This window comes from Pseudomonas algeriensis (assembly GCF_048847255.1).
GTDB lineage: Bacteria > Pseudomonadota > Gammaproteobacteria > Pseudomonadales > Pseudomonadaceae > Aquipseudomonas.
Genome location: NZ_JBKKRK010000005.1, coordinates 98,429 through 120,313 on the forward strand (window position 1 = coordinate 98,429; position 21,885 = coordinate 120,313).

Here is a 21,885-nt window from a genome sequence, read left to right on the forward strand (position 1 = left end):
GGGCGTTGGCCAGCCACTGGCTGGCGAATAACAACACGAGCAGAAGGCCGACGACACAGGCGCAATTCGCTCGGGCTCATGAATGAAGCGTTGATGCTATCAGAGACGCAGGCGCCCGCCACGACTGCGTGCGGTTCCCAGGCCATGGGGCAACAGGCTGGAACGGGTGTGGGCATGGCAAATGGCGATGGCCAGGGCGTCAGAGGCGTCTATCTGCGGCTTGCTGACCAGTTTCAACAAGTGCATCACCATCATCTGCACCTGCTCCTTGTTCGCCGCGCCAGTGCCGACGACCGCCTGCTTGACCTGGGTCGCCGTGTATTCGGCAATCTCCAGGCTTTCCTCGGCGCCCGCCACAATGGCCGCCCCCCGGGCCTGCCCCAACTTCAGGGCGGAGTCGGCATTGCGGGCCATGAAAACCTTTTCGATGCCCATCGTCACCGGACCGTAGGTCTGGATGACTTCGCGCACGCCGCGATAAACAATCTGCAAGCGCTCGTGCAGCTCGCCCGCGCCAGTGCGGATGCAACCAGAGGCGACGTACACGCAGCCGCGACCGGTGTCGCGAACCACGCCATAGCCGGTGATGCGCGAACCAGGGTCGATACCAAGGATTAAAGTCATAACGCCTGCGGTTTGAAGGGGGTTACCTGGGCCTGTGGGAGCGAGCTTGCTCGCGATGGCGTCGGGTCAGCAAACATAGCGTTGGGTGATCTACCGCTATCGCGAGCAAGCTCGCTCCCACATTGACGATCGTGCAGTTACAACGAACCTATCAGCCGAGTTGTTCAGCCACCGACTCAGGAATATCAGCGTTGGAATAAACGTTCTGCACGTCATCCAGGTCTTCCAGCATGTCGATCAGCTTGAGCACTTTCTCGGCGCCTTCCAGGTCGAGTTCGGCGCTGGTGGTCGGTTGCATCACGATTTCCGCGTCGGCAGGCTTGAAACCGGCCGCCTCAAGGGCGTTGCGCACGGCATAGAAGCTGGCGAACGACGTGAACACGTCGAACGAACCGTCCTCGTGACCGACCACATCATCGGCATCGGCCTCCAGGGCCGCTTCGGTCAGGGCATCCTCATCAATACCCGGCGCGAAGCTGATCTGCCCCTTGCGCTCGAACAGATAAGCCACCGAACCGTCAGTGCCCAGGTTGCCGCCGCATTTGCTGAATGCGTGGCGCACGGCCGCGGCGGTGCGGTTGCGGTTGTCAGTCATGCATTCGACCATCACCGCCACGCCGCCCGGGCCGTAGCCTTCATAAGTCAGCTCCTCGACATTGTCGGCCTCGGTCGCACCGGCGCCACGGGCGATCGCTCGGTCGATGATGTCGCGACTCATGTTCGCGCCCAAGGCCTTGTCCAATGCCAGGCGCAAGCGCGGGTTGGAGCTCGGATCGCCGCCACCCTGGCGGGCCGCGACTGTCAGTTCACGGATCCACTTGGTGAAGATCTTGCCTCTCTTGGCATCCTGACGTTCTTTGCGGTGCTTGATGTTCGCCCACTTGGAATGACCTGCCATAACTCGCTCCGGTTTTTCTCTGGAACATTGCCCGCCCCCGCGCATGCGCGGTAGCCGACAAGCAAAAATATCGACCCCAATGAAAAGGCGCATCCGAAGATGCGCCCTCTCAAGAGCCAGCCTTACTCAGCCTTTGGCTGTTCACGCAGACGAATGTGCAACTCGCGCAATGCCTTGGCATCCACGACGCCAGGCGCCTGGGTCATGACATCCGCCGCGCTCTGGGTTTTCGGGAACGCGATGACTTCGCGGATCGACTGGGCGCCGGTCATCAGCATCACCAGGCGATCCAGACCGAAGGCCAGGCCACCATGGGGCGGCGCGCCGTACTTCAAGGCGTCCAGCAGGAAGCCGAACTTCTCTTCCTGTTCCGCTTCATCGATACCCAACAGGCGGAACACGGCCTGCTGCATTTCCTTGCGGTGGATACGGATCGAACCGCCACCCAGCTCGGTGCCGTTAAGGACCATGTCGTAGGCACGCGACAGGGCGGTGGCCGGGTTGGCCTCCAGCTCTTGTGGCGAGCACTTCGGCGCGGTGAACGGGTGGTGCAGCGCGGAGAAGCTGCCGTCGTCGTTTTCTTCGAACATCGGGAAATCAACGACCCACAGCGGAGCCCACTCGCAGGTCAGCAGCTTCAGGTCGTGACCCAGCTTGATGCGCAATGCGCCCAAGGCTTCGCTGACGATCTTGGCCTTGTCGGCGCCGAAGAACACGATGTCGCCATCGACCGCGCCCACGCGATCGAGGATCACGTTGAGGTTGTCCTGCGGGATGTTTTTCACGATCGGCGATTGCAGGCCATCGACACCCGCCGCGCGCTCGTTGACCTTGATGTAGGCCAGGCCCTTGGCACCGTAGATGCCGACGAACTTGGTGTAGTCGTCGATCTGCTTGCGCGGCATGCTCGCGCCACCGGGAACGCGCAGGGCAGCGATACGGCATTTCGGATCGTTGGCCGGGCCGCTGAATACCTTGAACTCCACTTCCTTAAGCTGATCGGCCACATCCACCAGCTCCAGCGGAATACGCAGGTCTGGCTTGTCGGAACCGTAGCGGCGCATGGCTTCCTCGAAGGTCATGTGCGGGAAATCGCCGAATTCCAGGTCCAGCACTTCCTTGAACAGGTTGCGGATCATGCCTTCGGTCAGGCCCATGATGTCTTTTTCATCGAGGAAGCTGGTCTCGATGTCGATCTGGGTGAACTCAGGCTGACGGTCGGCACGCAGGTCTTCGTCGCGGAAGCACTTGGCGATCTGGTAGTAGCGATCGAACCCGGCCACCATCAGCAGTTGCTTGAACAGCTGTGGCGATTGCGGCAAGGCGAAGAAGCTGCCGGGGTGGGTACGGCTCGGCACCAGGTAATCGCGGGCGCCTTCCGGCGTGGCGCGGGTCAGGATCGGCGTCTCGACGTCGAGGAAGCCGTTCTCGTCCAGGTAACGACGGATGCTGGTGGTCATGCGCGAACGCAGACGCAGCTTCTCGGCCATTTCCGGACGACGCAGGTCGATGAAACGATAGCGCAGGCGGGTTTCCTCGCCTACGTCGGAATATTCGTTGAGCGGGAACGGCGGGGTTTCCGCCTCGTTGAGCACTTCCAGCTCGTAGCCCAGCACTTCGATCATGCCGGACGCCATGTTGGCGTTGCCAGCGCCAGCCGGGCGCAGGCGCACCTTGCCGGTGATCTTGACGACGTATTCGCTGCGCACGCGGTCGGCGGTGGCGAAGGTTTCGGCGCGGTCAGGATCGAACACTACCTGGGCCAGGCCTTCACGATCACGGATATCGAGGAAAATCACCCCGCCATGGTCACGGCGACGATGGACCCATCCGCAAAGAGTAACTTCCTGACCTTCCAGGCTTTCGTTCAGTTGGCCGCAATAATGGCTGCGCATCATGGTAGTGGTTTCACTTCTCGTAATTCGAAATTCGGTTGGAGGCCCTGCCCGTGCAAGAACCCGCGCGTGTTCAACTCAGTCAGCCTTGTCGCCACCGGCCAGGTTCTTCTTGGCGCCGGTCTTGAAGTCGGTTTCATACCAGCCCGTGCCGCCGAGGCGGAAACCAGGCATGGACAGCATCTTTTTCAGCTCCGGCGCCTGGCAGGCGGGGCAATCGACCAGCGGTGCCGCGCTGATTTTTTGAATGGCTTCCATCTGATGACCACAGGAAGCACATTGATAGTCGTACATCGGCATGGGGTTGTCTCGGCGATCAGGTTATTCACGCAAAGCCCGGCTTTGCGGCAAAGAGCGGGATTATATCCATTAAATGCGGCCTGTGCAGCCGTAAGACCGCACAGTCATTGCCGATAATATCGTTCAGCCAAGACCTAGATCACTCCCGTGCATTTCCTTCAGGCTGTGAACCACGCAGACAACGCGCACCAGCCCGCTGAAATTACGCACGCCGCCATGACGCAGGTGGACCTCCCTGTCCACATGGGACAGCAAGGTGCTGACGGAGCAGCTGTTGAGCTGCGCCAGGTCACCGAGAATATCCCAATAGACCTGCTCCAGCCGCAGGCAGGTGGCGAATCCGTTGAGCCGGATGGAGCGGGCCAGCGGCCGCGCCAGTTGCATGTCAAAACCACTGACGAACGGGTCGATCTTCACGGACTGCGGTCGTCCGCGCACACTTTCCCTGGGGTCTTTTCCTTGGATCATACCGTTGACACTCCTTTGCCATACAAACCTCAGTCGGAACAACCGAACTGTGGTGCTATGGAAGCTCAACTGGATCGCCAGTTCCAGATGACTTTTTGACCATCAACGTAGGACAAGCCAACAGCTCGCTGGCGATGAATCATGCGTTCCTACACGCAGTGGCGGGCGATGACGCCAACGGCAGCACCATCGCCGGCCCGGGGCTTAGCGATCTTCCAGCAACGAACGCAACATCCACGCGGTTTTTTCGTGAACCTGCATACGCTGCGTCAACAGGTCGGCGGTGGGCTCGTCGCTGACCTTGTCCAATAAAGGAAAGATACCGCGGGCGGTGCGCGTCACCGCTTCCTGCCCCTCGACCAATTGCCGGATCATATCCTCTGCCGCCGGTACGCCCTCTTCCTCCTTGATGGAAGACAAACGCGCATACACCGAATAAGCGCCAGGTGCCGGGAAGCCGAGCGCACGGATTCGCTCGGCGATCGAATCCACCGCCAGCGCCAGCTCGTTGTATTGTTCTTCGAACATCAGGTGCAAGGTGCGGAACATCGGCCCGGTAACGTTCCAGTGGAAGTTGTGGGTCTTGAGGTACAGCACGTAGGTGTCCGACAGCAGCCGCGAAAGTCCGTCGACGATGGACTTGCGATCTTCTTCGCTGATACCGATATCAATTGCCATGGTTGATCTCCTGACGATGGTGAATTCACTCTAGCGGGTGTCGCCGTCGATAGCCTGCGACAAATCGCCAGCCATCCTGAACCGACAAGCCGGGACGTCGGACGGTTCCGGCAAGACGGTGAAAATTCAACATCCATTGCCCGTCGCCGGCAAGCGTCCCTCCCATGCTCCTGGCCGACGAACAGCGTGCCGCGCCTCTGTAACACGTTTGAGAAGGCCCCGGCTTTGCTGTTAAATAGGCAGTGTGTCGCTACGCCTATTTTTCCGGGCGTCGCGCATAGGCTGATCCGGGGGCGTGTTCCTACGCCTCTCATTTCTGAAGCGAACCGCCCCCGACCAGCTCTTCCTTGTGATCTGTCTTAACCGTGAGCCAATCAAAATGTTGAAAATCGTCCACTTGCTAATGGGCGCAGCTGCCCTGCTGCTGTCCTTCATCCCTAGCCTGGGTTCCGAAGCCACACCTTACCTGCAACATCCCGACGCGCTGTACCTGGCCTTTTTCGGCCTGCTCAACCTGACCCTGGCACCCGTCATCCCTTACTGGAACAAAGGTCCACGTCATCAACTGCAAAACCTTGTCAGCGGCTTGCTGGTACTGGCTGTTGCCTTGCAAACCCTGTCCTTGCTGGCGCCCATGCCGGAAATCGGCGGCCAACCCGCCATCCTGTCCAGCCTGGCCGCGGCATTGCTCGCTGTCTTGCTGCACCTGGCCGTCAGCTTCTACAAGAAGTCGTCGCCAGCGGCCGCATCACAGAACTACGACATGTCCAACCGCGATACCGGCACCGTGAAGTGGTTCAACACTTCCAAGGGGTTCGGCTTCATTTCCCGCGACTCCGGCGATGACATTTTTGTGCATTTCCGGGCCATTCGTGGCGAAGGCCACCGCGTTCTGGTCGAAGGCCAACGCGTGGAGTTCTCGGTGATGCATCGCGACAAGGGCCTACAGGCCGAAGACGTGATCGCCGCGCTGCCGCGCCGCTGATCCGGGCGTAAAAAAACCGCGACGCAGCCTGGCTGCTCGCGGTTTTTTATCGACTGCCGTTCGGACCGGTCAGTAATGCGGCGGTGGCGCGTCTTCCTCGAAGGATTCGAACTGCCCGGCCATTTCCTCCTGGCGCTTGAGTAGCGCCGCCATCTGCAGCTGCAAACGCTCAACGACTCGTTGCTGCTCCACCAGCACGTCATTCAATGCCTGGATAGTGTCATCCTGAAACGCCAGGCGGCTTTCCAGGTCTGTTACGCGCTCTTCAAGATTCATGGTCTCAGCCCTCCAGAAACTTGAAATCATCGGTCAACACCGCTCGCAACCGTTCGCGGATGGCCGCTACCTGCCCGGCATCATAAGGCTGGGCCGGGTGCTTGCCCCAGACCGGCGCCGGCCAGGCGGCATCCTCTCGCTTGCGTACGATCACGTGCATGTGCAATTGACTGACGACGTTACCCAAGGTTGCAACATTCAGCTTGTCGGCATCGAACGAGTCCTTGAGCGTTTCAGCCAGTGCCGTGGTTTCTTTCCACAACTGCGACTGATCAGCGTCATCCAATTGAAACAATTCACTGATATTTTCCCGTCGCGGCACGAGGATGAACCACGGGTAGTTCGAGTCATTTGACAGGAGCAAGCGGCACAGCGGGAAATCGCCGATGGGCAATGTGTCTTGTTGCAATCGTGGATCTAAGGCAAACACCGGCGTACTCCTCGCTCGTTGATCGATGGCCCGATGCGACGCCCTTCGGGCTGCCACCGGACGCAGGCCGCCAGCATACCTGTGAACGGCGCAACGTTCACTGCGCACCAATACCGGGCGCCCGGAATCGTAAAAGCGCATTTTGCAGGTAGCTGGCACAAGCGCTGTTCTCTTTTCTTCCAGCGTTGAGAATTTTTGCACCAAAACGGCACAATGCGTCTACGCTTTGTGTTCGTGGCATCCGTGTTTTACCCACTGACGGGGTGAACCGGTAACGTTTTTGGTTGTCCCGCGAGGTTTATCGGCTTCAAACATGTCAGCTGCCCAGCAGTCAACCCCATTTAAAACAAGGCCTTTGGAGCCCGGTTTCATGAGGTTTCGCCGCAACCGCAGCTAAAATGTGAAAAAAATGTGAACGAAAACCGGGTTTGTGCATGCTTGTTGCATTCATGCCCATATCGCCTACAGGGCATCGCCGGACGCGAAACCTGCAGGCATGAGAATTAAAGTGGCAAGGCTGCCCTCAGGAGCTTCAAGCGTTGTACTTATGGACTCTTTACGCCGATGGTGGAAAAAAGAGCAACTTGAAGTTGTCTTCCACCTACCTCGGAGCAGCTGAATTACGACATGGATCGAGCCATTGGCGACATGGTCGTAAAGAAGCTGAAAGGTTGAATGGGCAAGTATCGCCAAAGAATGTTGGCGTGATATAAGTTTGCGCCGACACAAAAAGAAAGAGCCGCCCAGATAATAAAACAGGTGGGACGGCAGTACTCTTAAAACCAAAGGAGCAAATCACGATGCGCGTGATGAAGTGGAGCATGATCGCACTGGCCGTTGCTGCAGCAGCCAGTACTCAAATGGCTACGGCCGCACCTTTCGTAAGTGACCAGTCTGAAGCCAAAGGCTTTGTCGAAGACGCAAAGTTCGACTTGCTGCTGCGCAACTATTACTTCAACCGTGATAACAAAAACGGTGGCAACGACCAGAAAGACTGGACCCAGGGTATCTGGGGCAACTTCAGCTCCGGCTACACCCAAGGTACTGTTGGCGTCGGCGTCGATGCATTCGGTTACCTGGCGTTGAAACTGGACGGTGGCGACGGCACCGGCGGCACCGGCAACATGAGCCGCGACGCCGATGGCGATGTAAACGACAGCCAGGGCAAGGCCGGCGCAGCGATCAAATTCCGCGTCTCCAAGACCGAGCTGAAAGTCGGTGACATGCAGCCAAGCACTGCTCCAGTGTTTGCCGTTGGCGGTTCCCGTATCCTTCCTCAAACTGCCAGCGGTTTCCAACTGCAGAGCAGCGAAGTCAAAGACCTTGACCTCGAAGCCGGTCACTTCTACTCGGGTACCAGCCAGGATCGTAACTCCCGCAATGGCGGCCTGTACGCAACCTACGCTGGCGTCGAAGCCAACACCATCGACTACCTGGGCGGCAAATACGCGATCAGCGACAACCTGAGCGCATCGCTGTACGGCGCCAAGCTGGAAGACATCTGGAACCAGTACTACGCCAACCTGAACTACACCATCCCAATGGGTGGCGATCAGTCGTTGAACCTGGACGGTAACATCTACCGCACCACCGATGCCGGCAGCGCCGAAGCCGGTGACATCAGCAACACGACGTTCTCCCTGGCAGCTGCTTTCTCGTTCCTGAAAGCACACACCATCACCGTGGCCTTCCAGAAGGTCAACGGCGACACGCCGTTCGACTACATCGGCGTGGGCAAGAACAACCGCGGCGGCGACTCGATCTTCCTCGCCAACTCCATCCAGTACTCCGACTTCAACGCGCCTAACGAGAAATCTGCCCAGATCCGTTATGACCTGAAAATGGCTGAGTACGGCGTTCCTGGTCTGAGCTTCATGACCCGCTACGTTAAGGGTTGGGACATTGATGGTACCGATCTGCCTGCTAACAGCGTATACCGCGACGAGGACGGCAACCCTCTGTACGGCAATAACGGCAAGCACAACGAAACCAACTTCGAAGCCAAGTACGTTGTCCAGTCTGGCCCAGCGAAAGACCTCTCCTTCCGCATTCGTCAAGCTTGGCACTACGCTAACGAAGACGAAGGCGAAGGCGACGTGAAAGAGTTCCGCCTGATCGTTGACTACCCGATTTCGGTTCTGTAATTGCCGAAAGTCAGTTTGCGGTAATCAAAAAAAGGCCCATCTTCGGATGGGCCTTTTTTATGCTCGCTACTTTTGGATGCCTGGTCGGATCCGACAAGCGAAGCGGTTACGCCGACGTGGATTCATGAACCATCCGGATCACCCGCTGCGGAAACGGAATATCAATGCCCGCCTCCTTCAAGCGGTCCCGCGCCTGTTCGTTAAGCATGAACATCACGTTCCAGTAATCCGCGGTCTTGACCCAGATACGCAGGGAAACCGTGATCGAGCTATCGCCCAAGGTCGAAATCACCGCTTCTGGCGCAGGATCAGCCAATACGCGCTCGTCCTTGGCCAACTCCAGCAATACTTCCCGAGCCTTTTGCAGGTCGGCCTGGTAATCCACGCCCACGTCGAACACGACTTTGCGGGTGGGCTGGCGATTGGTGTTGGTGATGATGCCGTTCGACAGGTTGCCGTTCGGCACGATAACTGTCTTGTTGTCACCGGTACGCAGCACCGTGTGGAAGATCTGGATACTGTCGACCGTGCCGGCCACGCCTTGGGCCTCGATCCAATCGCCAATGCGGAACGGACGGAACAGCAAAATCAGCACGCCGCCGGCGAAGTTCGCCAGGCTGCCCTGCAAGGCCAGGCCAATCGCCAGGCCTGCCGCACCAATGGCCGCTACGAACGACGTGGTTTCCACGCCAATCATCGACGCGACGCTGACGATCAGCAATATCTTGAGGATGATGTTTGCCAGGGTACCGATGAACCCTTGCAAGGCGAGGTCGGCGTTGCGCAAAGCCAAAAGCGCCCCGAGTTTCTGCGTAACCTTGTTGATCAGCCACCAACCGATGGCCAGGGTAACGATTGCCAGCAGTACACGACTGCCGTACTCCATGATCATCGGTATCCAAGCCTGGGAGGCCTTGACCAGGTGGTCCACTTCAGCGTTCAAGTCCATCGTGTTCTCCTTTTTTCCCGTTGCACGCAACACCCGTGCAAACACTGTGTGGCCAAACATCGCCTCCGTTGGTTACCCAGCAGCGCCTTTTTGGGTCGCTGCCTTACCGGCGGGAGCAGCATCGAGCCACTGTCATTGCGAACAGCCTGGTGTCAGTCGCGGAAGTTATTGAACTGTAGCGGCATGCCGAACTCCTTGCCGCGCAGCGCGGCGATGGCTTCCTGCAAGTCGTCACGCTTCTTGCCGGTCACCCGCACCTGCTCGCCCTGGATGGCGGCCTGGACCTTGAGCTTGGCGTCCTTGATGTGGGCAACGATCTTCTTTGCCAGTTCCTTGTCGATGCCTTCCTTGAGCACGGCTTCCTGCTTCATCAGCTTGCCCGACGCATAGGCGTCCTTGACTTCAAGGCACTGCACATCGATCTTGCGCTTGACCAGCGCCAGCTTGAGGATTTCGATCATCGCCTCGAGCTGGAAGTCGGCCTCGGCGGTCAGGTTGACAGTCAGATCCTTTTCCTTGAACTCGAAGCTGCCCTTGCCCTTGAGGTCATACCGACGGTCGAGTTCCTTGACGGCGTTTTCAACGGCGTTGGTGACTTCGTGCTTGTCCAGTTCGGATACCACGTCGAATGACGGCATGTAGTGTTCTCCAAATAAAAAGGCGCGCTCATGACAAAGGCGCGCACTTGGCTTGTGGTTAAAATCGGGCTCATTATAACGGGTCTTTTCCCGCCTTTACCGCGAGCCCTTCAGATGCCTGCGCCAAACCGAGTAAAAAACTGATGTCCACCACCTGGCATGTCCTGGGAGCCGGCAGCCTCGGCACGTTATGGGCGACGCGCCTGGCCCGGGCCGGCCTGCCGGTGCGGCTGGTGCTGCGCAATGAAAAGCGGTTGCAGGCTTACCGCGAGGCCGGCGGCCTGACCTTGGTGGAACAAGGCCAGGCGCAGTGTTACCCGGTGCCCGGCGAAACCGCGCAAGGCACCGAGCCTGTTCAGCGGCTGCTCCTGGCGTGCAAGGCCTACGACGCGGAAGCAGCCGTGGCTTCGATTGCCCATCGACTGGGCGCCGAGTCGGAACTGATCCTGTTGCAGAACGGCCTCGGCAGCCAGGACGCCGTGGCGAACCGCGTGCCCCAGGCCCGCTGCATCAGCGCTTCCAGCACCGAAGGCGCGTTTCGCGATGGCGATTGGCGCGTGGTGTTCGCCGGCCACGGCTTCACCTGGCTGGGCGATCCGGCCCAGCCGGTGGCACCGGTCTGGCTGGATGACTTGGCCGCCGCCGGCATCCCCCATGAATGGAGCGCCGATATCCTCACCCGCCTTTGGCGCAAACTGGCCCTCAACTGTGCGATCAACCCACTCACGGTACTGCACCATTGTAAGAACGGTGGCCTGCAGGACCACCGCTGCGAAGTGGCGACCCTTTGCGCCGAACTCACCGACCTGCTTGAACGCTGCGGCCAGCCTGCGGCGGCCGAAGACTTGCAGACGGAAGTCGAACGGGTGATCCAGGCCACCGCCGCCAATTATTCCTCGATGTACCAGGACGTCGCCAACCAGCGGCGCACCGAAATCAGCTACCTGCTCGGCCATGCCTGCGCGGTCGCCCAGCGGCATGGCGTGGCGGTGCCGCATCTCGGACAAATGCGCGAGCGACTGATCGCCCACCTGCACAACCTTGGATTGCCCAGCGACTGAGCAGCGGCTACGCTGGCCCTCGTGTTCCTTGTTAGCGACGAGTCCGATGCCATTGCGCCAGCGCCTTGAAAATCTACCGGTCGGCCAGAAACTGCTGGCGGCCCTGTTGGTGTTGTTGACCACCGTTTTGCTGGTGGCCAACCTGACCTTCATCAGCGCGGCCTATTACATTTCCCAGGAAAGCATGGCCCCCCAGGCGTTGCAGACCATTGGCCGGCTGGTGGCCAACCCGAGCCTGATCGCCGACGCGCTGAAATCGCCGCAAAGCGCGCAACGCCTGCTCGATGAGCTCAACAGCTACGCCCCGCTGCGAGCAGCGGCACTCTACGATGGACAAGGCGAACGGCTGGCCCAGCTGCAACAGGGCGAAAAACTCAGGCTGCCCGAGCATTTCCGCCACATGCAAACCTGGCAGGCCGGCGAGTTCCGCAGCAACCAGGTCATTACCCTGCCCCGTCCCGGCACCACGCCGGGCCATCTCTTGCTGGTCGCCAGCAGCGAATTGCCCACCGCGTTCTACACCGGCACGTTGACCGCCAGCCTCGGCATCCTCATCTTCAGCGTGCTGCTGTGGCTGGTCATTGCCCAGCAGATCAAGCGACTGATCACCCAACCGATCCACCAGCTCGAAGAGTTGTCGCGCCAGGTGACCCGCGAGGAAAACTATTCCCTGCGCGCCGCCCGGGGCAACCACGACGAAATCGGCAGCCTGGCCGAGGCGTTCAACACCATGCTGTCGCGCATCGAAGCCCGCGAACAGCAACTCAAGCGAGCCCGTGACGATTCCCAGGCCGCCTATGACCAAGCCCAGGGGCTGGCGGAGGAAACCCGCCACACCAACCGCAAGCTGGAACTGGAAGTCCAGGTGCGCAGCAAGATCGAGAAAAAACTCACCGGCTTCCAGAACTACCTCAACAGCATCATCGACTCCATGCCGTCGGCCCTGATCGCCCTCGACGAACAGCTCTACGTCACCCAATGGAACCAGGAAGCCAGCGCGCTCTCCGGCACACGATTGGACGAAGCGCTGAACCAGCCGATCTTCCTCGCCTTCGAACCGCTCAAGCCCTATCTGCCACAGCTCAAGCAGACGGTCGAACAGCACACGGTGGCCAAGATCGAACGTGTCACCTGGACCAAGGACGACGAAGCCCGGCACTACGCCCTCACGTTCTATCCGTTGATGGGCGGTGCCGGGCGGGGCGTGGTGATCCGTATCGATGACATTACCCAGCGCTTGTCGCTGGAAGAAATGATGGTGCAATCGGAGAAGATGCTCTCGGTCGGTGGCCTCGCGGCGGGCATGGCCCATGAGATCAATAATCCGCTCGGAGCGATCCTGCACAACGTGCAGAACATCCGCCGACGCCTGTCGGCGGAACTGCCGAAGAACCTCGAACAGGCCGAGCAGTTGGGCATCGAGTTGCCGGTGATCTACCGTTACCTGGAGAGCCGGGAAATCCCGCAACTGCTCGACGGCATCCAGCAGGCCGGTGCCCGGGCCGCGAAGATCGTCACCCACATGCTCAGCTTCAGTCGACGCAGCACCCGGCAGATGGCCCCCTGCGACTTGCCCGCTTTGATCGACCAGGCCGTGGAGATTGCCGGCAACGATTTCGACCTGGCGATCGGTTTCGACTTCAAAGGCCAGGCCATCATCCGTCAGTTCGACCCGAACCTGGGACCGGTGCCCGGCACCGCCAACGAACTGGAGCAGGTGTTGCTCAACCTGCTGAAAAACGCTGCCCAGGCCATCCATCTGCGCCAGGACGACGGCGAGCCCGGCCGTATTATCCTGCGTACCCGGCTGAATCCACCGTGGGCGGAAATCCAGGTCGAGGACAACGGCATCGGCATGAGCGAGAACGTGCGCAAACGCACCTTCGAACCGTTCTTTACCACCAAGGAAATCGGCCAGGGCACGGGCCTCGGGCTGTCGGTCTCGTATTTCATCATCACCAACAACCACAAGGGCCAGATGGAAGTGCAATCCGCGCCAGGCCAGGGCACTTGCTTCACCCTGCGCCTGCCGCTGGCGGGCACTTCGATCGTGGCCCAGGAACACAAGCAAGTGGAGCGCTGAACAATGGGTTTTCGCCTGTCGAAGATTTACACCCGCACCGGTGACAAAGGTGAAACCGGGCTGGGGGATGGTCGCCGCGTGGCGAAGGACCACCCGCGGGTCGAGGCGATCGGCGAAGTGGATACGTTGAACAGCCAGTTGGGCCTGTTGCTGGCCGGTCTGGCCGAGGAAACGGCCCGGCATCCCGCGCTGGAAGACGTCATCACCGTGTTGGCGCCATGTCAGCACCGCTTGTTCGACCTGGGCGGCGAATTGGCGATGCCGGCTTACCAGGCTTTGGACAACGCGGAAGTCGAACGGCTGGAAGCGGCTATCGACGTATGGAATGAAGAGCTCGGGCCGCTGGAAAATTTCATCCTGCCCGGCGGCTCTTCCCTGATCGCCCAAGCCCACGTCTGCCGAAGCATGGCCCGCAGCGCCGAGCGTCGTTGCCAGCAATTGAACGCAGTGGAGCCGCTGGCCGGGCCGGGGCTGGCCTACATCAATCGGTTGTCGGATCTGTTGTTCGTGGCCGCGCGGCTCATTGCCCGGCGCCAAGGGGTGGCTGAGGTACTTTGGGAGGCGGCGACCAAGCCTGGAAGCTGATCTGTCAGTCCGCCATCGCGAGCAAGCTCGCTCCCACAGGGGTTTTGTGACCGCCAAAAATCCAATGTGGGAGCGAGCTTGCTCGCGATGGCGTCAGTTGTTGCACCACACTGTCACGCCTCAGGCCAAAACGCCCGAATCCCCGCCACGCCCTGGGCCCCGGCGTCCCATGCCTTTTGCCGCTCATCCGGCCCTACTCCGCCCAACAGGTAGACCGGCCTGTCGAAGCCCTCGATCAACCGCGCCGCTTCGTCCCATCCCAGCGGCTTGGCATCGGGATGGGTCTGGGTCGGCTGCACCGGCGAGAGCGTCACGAAATCCACGTCCATCTGCTGCGCCAGGGACAGCTCTTCTGCGTTATGGCACGAGGCTGCCAGCCAGCGATCCTTGCCGAACGGTCGACCGGCCGCCGCATGCTTGCGCAGTTGTGCGGCGGTGATGTGCCAGCCGGCCGACGGGAAATCCCCCAGCCATTCGAACGGCCCCTTGAGCATCAGCTGGGCCTTGCCGGCACACAGCCCCACCGCGTCCACCGCCAGATCACGGTATTGCGGATCGTAGCCGTTGGGCGCGCGCAGTTGGACCAGCTTGATCCCACCCCCGATCGCCTTCTGCAAGCCGCGCAGCAAGGCCGGCGTTTCGAGGCCTTCGGGCGTAATCAGGTACTCGCCCGGCAAACGTGCCGCCGCGACGATCGGCTGATTGGCCGCCGGAAATTCATAATTCGTCAACTCACGGGCCGTCACCCAGGCCAACGGCTGGCCTTCGGCACCGTGGGGCTCGCCACTGAACGCCGAGACTTCCCAGACGTCCAGCAATACTTGCTTGTCCGGGTAGTCATGACGCACCTTGATCAGCGGCCGAGCGGCGCCGACAACGATGCCCAATTCTTCATGAAGCTCCCGGGCCAGGGCGATCTCGACGGATTCATCCGCCTCGACCTTGCCGCCAGGAAACTCCCACAGGCCACCTTGGTGCTGGGTATCGGCCCGCCGGGCGATCAGGATTCTGCTGGCGGCATCGCGAATGACCGCCGCCGCTACGTGGATTCGTTTCACCGCGCTATTCCTCAGCGTTGATGGAGTCGGTTCCGGCCCATCGCGAGCAAGCTCGCTCCCACACGAACGACACTGTTGCCCTGTGGGAGCGAGCTTGCTCGCGATAGGAGCGCCTCGGTCTTAAGTCCGATACTCAGCGTTGATCTTTACGTACTCGTGGGACAGGTCAGTGGTCCAGATGGTTTCGCTGCAATCACCCCGTCCCAGCTCGATGCGGATAGTGATCTCTTCCTGCTGCATCACGGCCGCGCCCTGGGCTTCGGTGTAGGTTGCGGCGCGGGCGCCCTGGCTGGCGATGCACACTTCGCCAAGGAACACGTCGATCTTGCTCACGTCCAGCTCAGGCACGCCGGCACGGCCGACAGCGGCGAGGATACGGCCCCAGTTCGGGTCGGAGGCGAACAATGCGGTCTTGATCAGTGGCGAGTGCGCCACGGTGTAGCCGACGTCCAGACATTCCTGGTGATTGCCCCCGCCGTTGACCTGCACGGTCACGAACTTGGTCGCGCCTTCGCCGTCACGGACGATGGCCTGGGCCACTTCCATGCACACTTCGAACACCGCCTGCTTGAGGGCCATGAACAGCGGGCCGCTGGCCTCGGTGATCTGCGGCAGGTTGGCCTTGCCAGTGGCGATCAGCATGCAGCAGTCATTGGTAGACGTGTCGCCGTCGATGGTGATGCGGTTGAACGACTTGTTGGCGCCGTCGAGCATCAGGTCTTGCAGCACCTGGCGCGAAACCTTGGCGTCGGTGGCGATGTAGCCGAGCATGGTCGCCATGTTCGGGCGGATCATGCCGGCGCCTTTGCTGATGCCGGTGACCGTGACGGTGACGCCGTCGTGCTGGAACTGGCGGCTCGCGCCCTTGGGCAGGGTGTCAGTGGTCATGATGCCGGTGGCGGCGGCGGCCCAGTTGTTTTCCGAGAGGTCATCAAGGGCGGCTTGCAACGCGCCTTCGATTTTCTCGACCGGCAGTGGTTCGCCGATTACACCGGTGGAGTAAGGCAGTACCTGGTTGGCGTCGACGCCCGTCAGTTCAGCCAGCTTGGCGCAGGTGCGCTCGGCGGCGGCCAGGCCTGGCGCGCCGGTGCCGGCATTGGCGTTACCGGTGTTGGTCAGCAGGTAACGCACCGGTCCCTGCACGCGTTGCTTGGCCAGGATCACCGGCGCGGCGCAGAACGCATTGAGGGTAAACACGCCCGCGACCGTCGAACCCTCGGCGCAACGCATCACCACCACATCCTTGCGCCCGGGACGCTTGATGCCCGCCGAGGCGATACCGAGTTCAAAACCGGCAACCGGGTGCAACGTTGGCAACGGACCAAGACCAACAGCCATGAATGCGCTCCTTAATAGATAAATCGACGCCGTTTTCATCGAAACGGCGAATCAAATGGCAAAACGCCGCGACAGGGGTTACCTGTCGCGGCGCGGGTCGTTCAGCGTTGAAACGGGATTATTGAATCTGCCCGTGGCAATGCTTGTATTTCTTGCCCGAGCCGCAATAGCACAGCTCGTTACGGCCTAGCTTCTGCTCGTTGCGCACCGGCGCGGTGGCCAGTGCAACATCCACGTCGACACCTTCTTCCATCGCCTGGGCCACTTCCAGCCCTGGCGCTTCGGCGTGTTCGAACTGCATGCGGGCAGCCAAGGCTTCGGCTTCCTGGCGCAGGCGAGCTTCTTCTTCAACCGGGTCTTCGCGGCGAACCTGAACGTGGGACAGCACACGAATCGAGTCGCGCTTGATGGAATCCAGCAGCTCGGAGAACAGCGTGAAGGACTCGCGCTTGTATTCCTGCTTCGGGTTCTTCTGGGCGTAGCCGCGCAAGTGAATCCCGTGGCGCAGGTGATCCATGGTCGACAAGTGGTCTTTCCACAGGTCGTCCAGCACGCGCAGCACGATCTGTTTCTCGAAGGAACGCAGCGCCTCGGCGCCGGCCTGGTCTTCTTTTTCGTTGTACGCGGCGATCAGTTCGGCCAGCAGCTTCTCGCGCAGGGTTTCCTCGTACAGGTGATCGTCTTCGTCGAGCCACTGCTGGATCGGCAACGACACGCCAAAATCGCTGCGCAGGGAGGCTTCCAACCCAGCGACGTCCCACTGTTCCGGCAACGATTGCGGCGGGATGTGGGCGCTGATGGTCGCGTCGAGCACTTCACGACGGAAATCGGCGATGGTTTCGCCAATGTCGTCGGCGGCCAACAAGCTGTTGCGCATGTGATAGATCACTTTACGCTGCTCGTTGTTGACGTCGTCGAACTCCAGCAGTTGCTTGCGGATATCGAAGTTGCGGCCTTCGACCTTGCGCTGGGCCTTTTCGATGGCGTTGGTCACCATGCGGTGCTCGATCGCCTCGCCTGGCTGCATGCCCAGAGCCTTCATGAAGTTCTTCACCCGGTCAGAGGCGAAGATGCGCATCAGGCTGTCTTCCAACGACAGGTAGAAGCGGCTGGAGCCTGCGTCACCCTGGCGACCGGCACGGCCACGCAGCTGGTTGTCGATACGGCGGGATTCGTGACGCTCGGAAGCGATCACCTGCAAGCCGCCGGATTCGAGCACTTGCTGGTGACGCTTCTGCCAGTCGGCCTTGATCTGCGCGATCTGCTCGGGGGTCGGGTTTTCCAGGGAAGCGACTTCCACTTCCCAGTTGCCGCCCAGCAGGATGTCGGTACCACGGCCGGCCATGTTGGTGGCGATGGTCAACGCACCCGGGCGACCGGCCTGGGCGATGATCTCGGCTTCCTTCTCGTGGAACTTGGCGTTCAGGACCTTGTGCTCGATGCCTTCCTTGGTGAGCAGGTTGGACATGTGCTCGGAGGTCTCGATGGTGGCGGTGCCCACCAGGATAGGACGGCCCTGGGCCATGCCTTCCTTAATGTCATTGATGATCGCCGCGTATTTCTCTTCGGCGGTCAGGAACACCAGGTCGTTGTAGTCTTTGCGCGCCAGCGGCTTGTTCGGCGGAATCACCACCACTTGCAGGCCGTAGATCTGGTGGAATTCGAACGCTTCGGTGTCAGCGGTACCGGTCATGCCGGACAGCTTGTTGTACAGGCGGAAGTAGTTCTGGAAGGTGGTGGAGGCCAGGGTCTGGCTCTCGGCCTGGATGTTCAGACCTTCCTTGGCCTCGATGGCCTGGTGCAGGCCTTCGGACAGGCGACGGCCCGGCATGGTGCGGCCGGTGTGCTCGTCCACCAGCACGACCTGGCCGTCCTGCACGATATATTCGACATTGCGGTGGAAAAGCTTGTGGGCACGCAAGCCGGCATAGACGTGGGTCAGCAGGCCCAGGTTATGGGCCGAGTACAGGCTTTCGCCTTCTGCCAGCAGGCCGACGCGGGTCAGCATCTCTTCGATGAATTGGTGGCCGGATTCGTTGAGCTCGACCTGGCGGGTCTTCTCGTCGACGGTGTAGTGACCGGCCTGGGTGACTTCGCCCTCGACTTCTTCCACGTGCAGCTTGAGCTGCGGGATCAACTTATTGATCTCGATGTACAGCTTGGAGCTGTCCTCGGCCTGACCGGAAATGATCAGCGGGGTACGGGCTTCGTCGATGAGGATGGAGTCGACTTCGTCGATGACGGCAAAGTTGAGTTCACGCTGGAATTTTTCTTCCATGCTGAACGCCATGTTGTCGCGCAGGTAATCGAAGCCGAATTCGTTGTTGGTGCCGTAGGTGATGTCCGAGGCGTAGGCGGCGCGTTTCTCTTCCGGCGGCTGGAACGGCGTGACGACGCCGACGGTCAGGCCGAGGAACTCGTAGAGCGGGCGCATCCAGTTGGCGTCGCGGCGGGCCAGGTAATCGTTGACCGTGACCACGTGTACGCCCTTGCCGGACAATGCATTGAGATACACCGCCAGGGTCGCCACGAGGGTCTTGCCCTCACCGGTACGCATTTCGGCGATCTTGCCTTCGTGCAAGGTCATGCCGCCGATCAACTGGACGTCGAAGTGACGCATGCCCATGACCCGCTTGCCGGCTTCGCGGCAGACCGCAAAGGCTTCGGGCAGGATCTGGTCAAGGGTCTCACCCTTGGCGATGCGGTCCTTGAATTCGGCGGTCTTGGCGCGTAACTGATCGTCCGAAAGGGCCACCATTTGCTCTTCGAAGGCATTGACGATCTGTACCGTCTTGAGCATGCGCTTGACTTCACGCTCATTCTTGCTTCCAAAAAGTTTCTTTAACAAAGGCGCAAACATATCGGCAGGATCTTCCACACTAAAGGGATGGAGGGCGGCCCCGTGAGTCGCCCGTGCAGCCCTCATGGCCGCATGCGAACGAGCATTCTACCCGGAAACGATGGTGAGGAAAGTGGCGTTATTCCACGATGCTGGCACAGCGCTGTGACGGGGCCTCCCTAAAATAAGGGCTTTTGCGCGAACTTCAACCCACAAAGCGCATAAGTTACTTATTGATTGTGTGGGATAAAAGCCGCTGGGCGACAGGGCGGCGGGGCGACCGGTGCTTCTGCTACCATGGCGCCTCTGTCATTTTGCGGTATTCAACCATGGCCTTCCGCCCTCTTCCAGCCAAGGCGCCCGCCGTTCTGCTGCGCGAAGCCAAGCCGCTGAAAGCCATTTTCGGCCACGCCAGGCGCCTCGGTCATCTGCAACGGCTGGTGGACAGCCAGTTGCAGCCCGCCGCGCGTGAGCATTGCCACGTAGCCTCCTGGCGCGAAGGCAGCTTGTTGCTGATCGTCACTGACGGCCATTGGGCCACGCGCCTGCGCTACCAACAGAAGCGCCTGCTGCGTCAATTGCAGGCATTCGATGAATTCGCCAACCTGACGCGAATCCTGTTCAAGGTCCAGCCGCCGACCGTACAGGCCGGCGCCAAGGGACATACCCTGGACCTGTCCACCGACGCGGCCGCGACCATCCAGGCCACCGCCGAGGGCATCAGCGACCCTAACCTGAAGGCGGCGCTGGAGCGGTTGGCGGCGCATGCGCGGCCCAAGGATTGAGATTTCCGGCGCCTGTTAGATAGCTATCGCGAGCAAGCTCGCTCCCACAGGGGATCTAGGCGAACACAAATTTTGTGTCTGGCAGAAACCTACTGTGGGAGCGAGCCTGCTCGCGATGGGGCGACTCGGTCTCGACTACCGCCGCTTGCTGCCCCCAAGCAGCGACCCCATCAACCCCCGCACCAACTGCCGGCCCAGCTGATTGGCCGCCTGGCGCATCGCTGATTTCAAGGCCTGGCCCGCCGCGGTGCCAAGGAACTCCCCGGCCTTTTCGGTAAAGCTTGGCTCTTCAGCGGTGGGCTTGCCCGGTGTCGCTTCGGCTTGTGGTTCCAGCCCCTTGCGGCCCATCAGCACTTCATAGGCCGACTCGCGATCAATAGGCTTGTCGTAACGTCCCTGCAACGGTGAACTGGCAATCAACCCGGCCCGCTCGGCCTCGCTCAGCGGCCCGATACGCGACTGCGGCGGCGCCACCAGCACGCGCTGGACGATTTCCGGCGTGCCTTTTTCTTGCAGGGTGCCGACCAGGGCTTCACCGATGCCCAGTTCGGTGAGTACCGCCAAGGCATCGAATTGCGGGTTCGGTCGGAAACCCTCCGCCACCGCCCGCAAGGACTTCTGTTCCTTGGCGGTAAAAGCCCTCAGGCCGTGCTGGATGCGCAATCCCAACTGTGCCAGCACATCGTCCGGCAGATCCCCCGGCGACTGGGTCACGAAATACACCCCGACGCCCTTGGAGCGGATCAGTCGCACCACTTGTTCCAGGCGATCCTGCAGCGCCTTGGGCGTGCCGGCAAACAACAGGTGCGCCTCGTCGAAGAACAGCGCGAGCAAGGGTTTGTCCGCGTCGCCGCGCTCGGGCAGTTGCTCGAAAAGCTCGGCCAGCAGCCACAGCAGGAATGTCGCGTAGACCTTCGGGGCTTCATGGACCAGTCGGCTGGCGTCCAGCAGATGAATACGCCCGCGACCATCGCTGGCCGGTTGCAGAATGTCCTCCAACTGCAACGCCGGCTCACCGAACAAGGCGTCGGCCCCTTGTTGTTCCAGCGTGGACAAGCGTCGCATCAGCGCCTGGCTGGAACCCGTGGTCATCAGGGCGGCATCGTCCCCTAGCAATTCGGGGTTGTCCTTGAGGTGGTTGAGCAGCGCCTTCAAGTCCTTGAGGTCCAGCAGCAACAGCCCTTCCCGATCAGCGACCTTGAACGCCGCGTACAACGCCGATTGCTGGCTGTCCGTCAGTTCCAAAAGGCTGCCGAGCAACAACGGGCCCATTTCACTCAAGGTAGTGCGCAGCGGATGGCCCGATTGGCCGTGAATGTCCCACAGCGTCACCGGATAAGCCTGGGGCTTGTGGCCAAGCCAAGGCATGCCGGCGATACGCTCGGCGATCTTGCCCTGGGGAGCGCCGGCAGCACCGAGGCCGCACAAGTCGCCCTTGATGTCTGCCGCGAAGACGGCCACGCCGGCATCGCTGAACATCTCGGCCAGGCGCTGCAGAGTAACGGTCTTGCCCGTGCCGGTGGCACCCGCCACCAGTCCGTGGCGGTTCGCCAGGCGCATGGCCTGGGCGACAGGTTGGCCGGCAAGGTCGGCCCCGATGATCAGTTGCGATGAGTCAGGCATTTCGTCACCCGTGGTGTTTGCGATATGACGCCATTTTGCGCGCTTATATAAAAGCATGCCTGGGCATTAAGGCGTTGGCAGCAGGAATAATAGCTGCGAATCAGGGCGGGCCCTATCGCGAGCAAGCTCGCACAGGGTTGTGGTACGCACAGGTCCCATGTGGCAGCGAGCTTGCTCGCGATGAGGCCCTGTCAAACCCAGCAATACTCCACTGACAACCCGCCCTCA

General features: G+C 60.7%; 20 protein-coding genes. 6 read left to right on the forward strand and 14 right to left on the reverse strand.

Translation table 11 applies throughout. The features are described 5' to 3' along the window. Positions 1-99: 99 nt before the first annotated feature. From ruvC to ACLK1G_RS09840, 6 genes are all read right to left on the reverse strand, one after another. Positions 100-624, reverse strand: a complete 525-nt coding sequence (gene ruvC, locus ACLK1G_RS09815) for a crossover junction endodeoxyribonuclease RuvC (RefSeq protein WP_024776477.1) — start codon at positions 622-624, stop codon at positions 100-102. 151 nt (positions 625-775) lie between these two features. Further along, positions 776-1,522, reverse strand: coding sequence for a YebC/PmpR family DNA-binding transcriptional regulator (locus ACLK1G_RS09820; protein ID WP_420765256.1), 747 nt, complete (start codon positions 1,520-1,522; stop codon positions 776-778). A 122-nt stretch (positions 1,523-1,644) separates the two neighbouring features. Next, entirely contained in the window at positions 1,645-3,420 is a 1,776-nt protein-coding gene (gene aspS / locus ACLK1G_RS09825) for an aspartate--tRNA ligase (protein ID WP_420765257.1), read from the reverse strand. Between the two features lie 75 nt (positions 3,421-3,495). Beyond that, positions 3,496-3,717 carry an FmdB family zinc ribbon protein gene (locus ACLK1G_RS09830; protein ID WP_003178589.1) on the reverse strand — a complete coding sequence of 74 codons (222 nt, stop codon included), beginning with the start codon at positions 3,715-3,717 and terminating at the stop codon, positions 3,496-3,498. Positions 3,718-3,840: 123 nt separating this feature from the next. Beyond that, positions 3,841-4,185 carry a ribbon-helix-helix domain-containing protein gene (locus ACLK1G_RS09835; protein ID WP_420765258.1) on the reverse strand — a complete coding sequence of 115 codons (345 nt, stop codon included), beginning with the start codon at positions 4,183-4,185 and terminating at the stop codon, positions 3,841-3,843. 204 nt (positions 4,186-4,389) lie between these two features. Continuing rightward, positions 4,390-4,863 (reverse strand): Dps family protein, encoded by a 474-nt coding sequence (locus tag ACLK1G_RS09840; RefSeq protein ID WP_039591690.1) that lies wholly within the window; start codon positions 4,861-4,863, stop codon positions 4,390-4,392. A gap of 379 nt (positions 4,864-5,242) precedes the next feature. On the opposite strand from ACLK1G_RS09840, the gene ACLK1G_RS09845 reads away from it, so the two are divergent. Further along, the gene (locus tag ACLK1G_RS09845) at positions 5,243-5,848 is read left to right on the forward strand and encodes a cold shock domain-containing protein membrane protein (RefSeq protein ID WP_420765259.1); all 606 of its coding nucleotides are present in this window, start codon (positions 5,243-5,245) and stop codon (positions 5,846-5,848) included. A gap of 69 nt (positions 5,849-5,917) precedes the next feature. Here the strand turns inward: ACLK1G_RS09845 and ACLK1G_RS09850 are convergent, their stop codons facing one another. Both ACLK1G_RS09850 and ACLK1G_RS09855 read right to left on the reverse strand, forming a co-directional pair. Next, the gene (locus tag ACLK1G_RS09850) at positions 5,918-6,124 is read right to left on the reverse strand and encodes a SlyX family protein (protein WP_420765260.1); all 207 of its coding nucleotides are present in this window, start codon (positions 6,122-6,124) and stop codon (positions 5,918-5,920) included. A 4-nt stretch (positions 6,125-6,128) separates the two neighbouring features. Continuing rightward, positions 6,129-6,554 (reverse strand): HIT family protein, encoded by a 426-nt coding sequence (locus tag ACLK1G_RS09855; RefSeq protein ID WP_420765261.1) that lies wholly within the window; start codon positions 6,552-6,554, stop codon positions 6,129-6,131. An 800-nt stretch (positions 6,555-7,354) separates the two neighbouring features. Here ACLK1G_RS09855 and ACLK1G_RS09860 point away from each other — a divergent pair. Then, positions 7,355-8,698, forward strand: coding sequence for an OprD family porin (locus ACLK1G_RS09860; RefSeq protein WP_420765262.1), 1,344 nt, complete (start codon positions 7,355-7,357; stop codon positions 8,696-8,698). 106 nt (positions 8,699-8,804) lie between these two features. Here ACLK1G_RS09860 and ACLK1G_RS09865 read toward each other — a convergent pair whose 3' ends face one another. Together ACLK1G_RS09865 and ACLK1G_RS09870 are read right to left on the reverse strand one after the other, a co-directional pair. Beyond that, the gene (locus tag ACLK1G_RS09865; protein ID WP_420765263.1) at positions 8,805-9,647 is read right to left on the reverse strand and encodes a mechanosensitive ion channel family protein; all 843 of its coding nucleotides are present in this window, start codon (positions 9,645-9,647) and stop codon (positions 8,805-8,807) included. Between the two features lie 152 nt (positions 9,648-9,799). Then, positions 9,800-10,285 (reverse strand): YajQ family cyclic di-GMP-binding protein, encoded by a 486-nt coding sequence (locus tag ACLK1G_RS09870; RefSeq protein WP_003205057.1) that lies wholly within the window; start codon positions 10,283-10,285, stop codon positions 9,800-9,802. Positions 10,286-10,428: 143 nt separating this feature from the next. Between ACLK1G_RS09870 and ACLK1G_RS09875 the strand changes: the two genes are divergently transcribed. From ACLK1G_RS09875 to ACLK1G_RS09885, 3 genes are read left to right on the forward strand one after another with little or no spacing between them, the layout of a single operon-like run. After that, the gene (locus tag ACLK1G_RS09875; RefSeq protein ID WP_420765264.1) at positions 10,429-11,346 is read left to right on the forward strand and encodes a putative 2-dehydropantoate 2-reductase; all 918 of its coding nucleotides are present in this window, start codon (positions 10,429-10,431) and stop codon (positions 11,344-11,346) included. 46 nt (positions 11,347-11,392) lie between these two features. After that, positions 11,393-13,429: a sensor histidine kinase gene (locus ACLK1G_RS09880; RefSeq protein ID WP_420765265.1), complete on the forward strand. Its 2,037-nt coding sequence runs from the start codon at positions 11,393-11,395 to the stop codon at positions 13,427-13,429. Positions 13,430-13,432: 3 nt separating this feature from the next. Then, on the forward strand, positions 13,433-14,014 hold the full coding sequence (locus ACLK1G_RS09885) for a cob(I)yrinic acid a,c-diamide adenosyltransferase (RefSeq protein ID WP_420765266.1): 582 nt from the start codon (positions 13,433-13,435) through the stop codon (positions 14,012-14,014). A 113-nt stretch (positions 14,015-14,127) separates the two neighbouring features. Here the strand turns inward: ACLK1G_RS09885 and ACLK1G_RS09890 are convergent, their stop codons facing one another. The 3 genes from ACLK1G_RS09890 to secA form a co-directional block, all read right to left on the reverse strand. Next, a complete protein-coding gene (locus ACLK1G_RS09890; protein ID WP_420765267.1) occupies positions 14,128-15,072 on the reverse strand; it encodes a Nudix family hydrolase in 945 nt (314 codons plus the stop codon). A 120-nt stretch (positions 15,073-15,192) separates the two neighbouring features. After that, entirely contained in the window at positions 15,193-16,410 is a 1,218-nt protein-coding gene (gene argJ / locus ACLK1G_RS09895; RefSeq protein ID WP_420765268.1) for a bifunctional glutamate N-acetyltransferase/amino-acid acetyltransferase ArgJ, read from the reverse strand. Between the two features lie 118 nt (positions 16,411-16,528). Further along, a complete protein-coding gene (gene secA / locus ACLK1G_RS09900) occupies positions 16,529-19,270 on the reverse strand; it encodes a preprotein translocase subunit SecA (protein ID WP_420765269.1) in 2,742 nt (913 codons plus the stop codon). A 308-nt stretch (positions 19,271-19,578) separates the two neighbouring features. Between secA and ACLK1G_RS09905 the strand changes: the two genes are divergently transcribed. Next, positions 19,579-20,034, forward strand: a complete 456-nt coding sequence (locus ACLK1G_RS09905) for a DUF721 domain-containing protein (RefSeq protein ID WP_420765270.1) — start codon at positions 19,579-19,581, stop codon at positions 20,032-20,034. 135 nt (positions 20,035-20,169) lie between these two features. On the opposite strand, the gene ACLK1G_RS09910 is transcribed toward ACLK1G_RS09905, so the two are convergent. Beyond that, on the reverse strand, positions 20,170-21,657 hold the full coding sequence (locus ACLK1G_RS09910; protein WP_420765271.1) for a helicase HerA-like domain-containing protein: 1,488 nt from the start codon (positions 21,655-21,657) through the stop codon (positions 20,170-20,172). Positions 21,658-21,885: the final 228 nt, after the last annotated feature.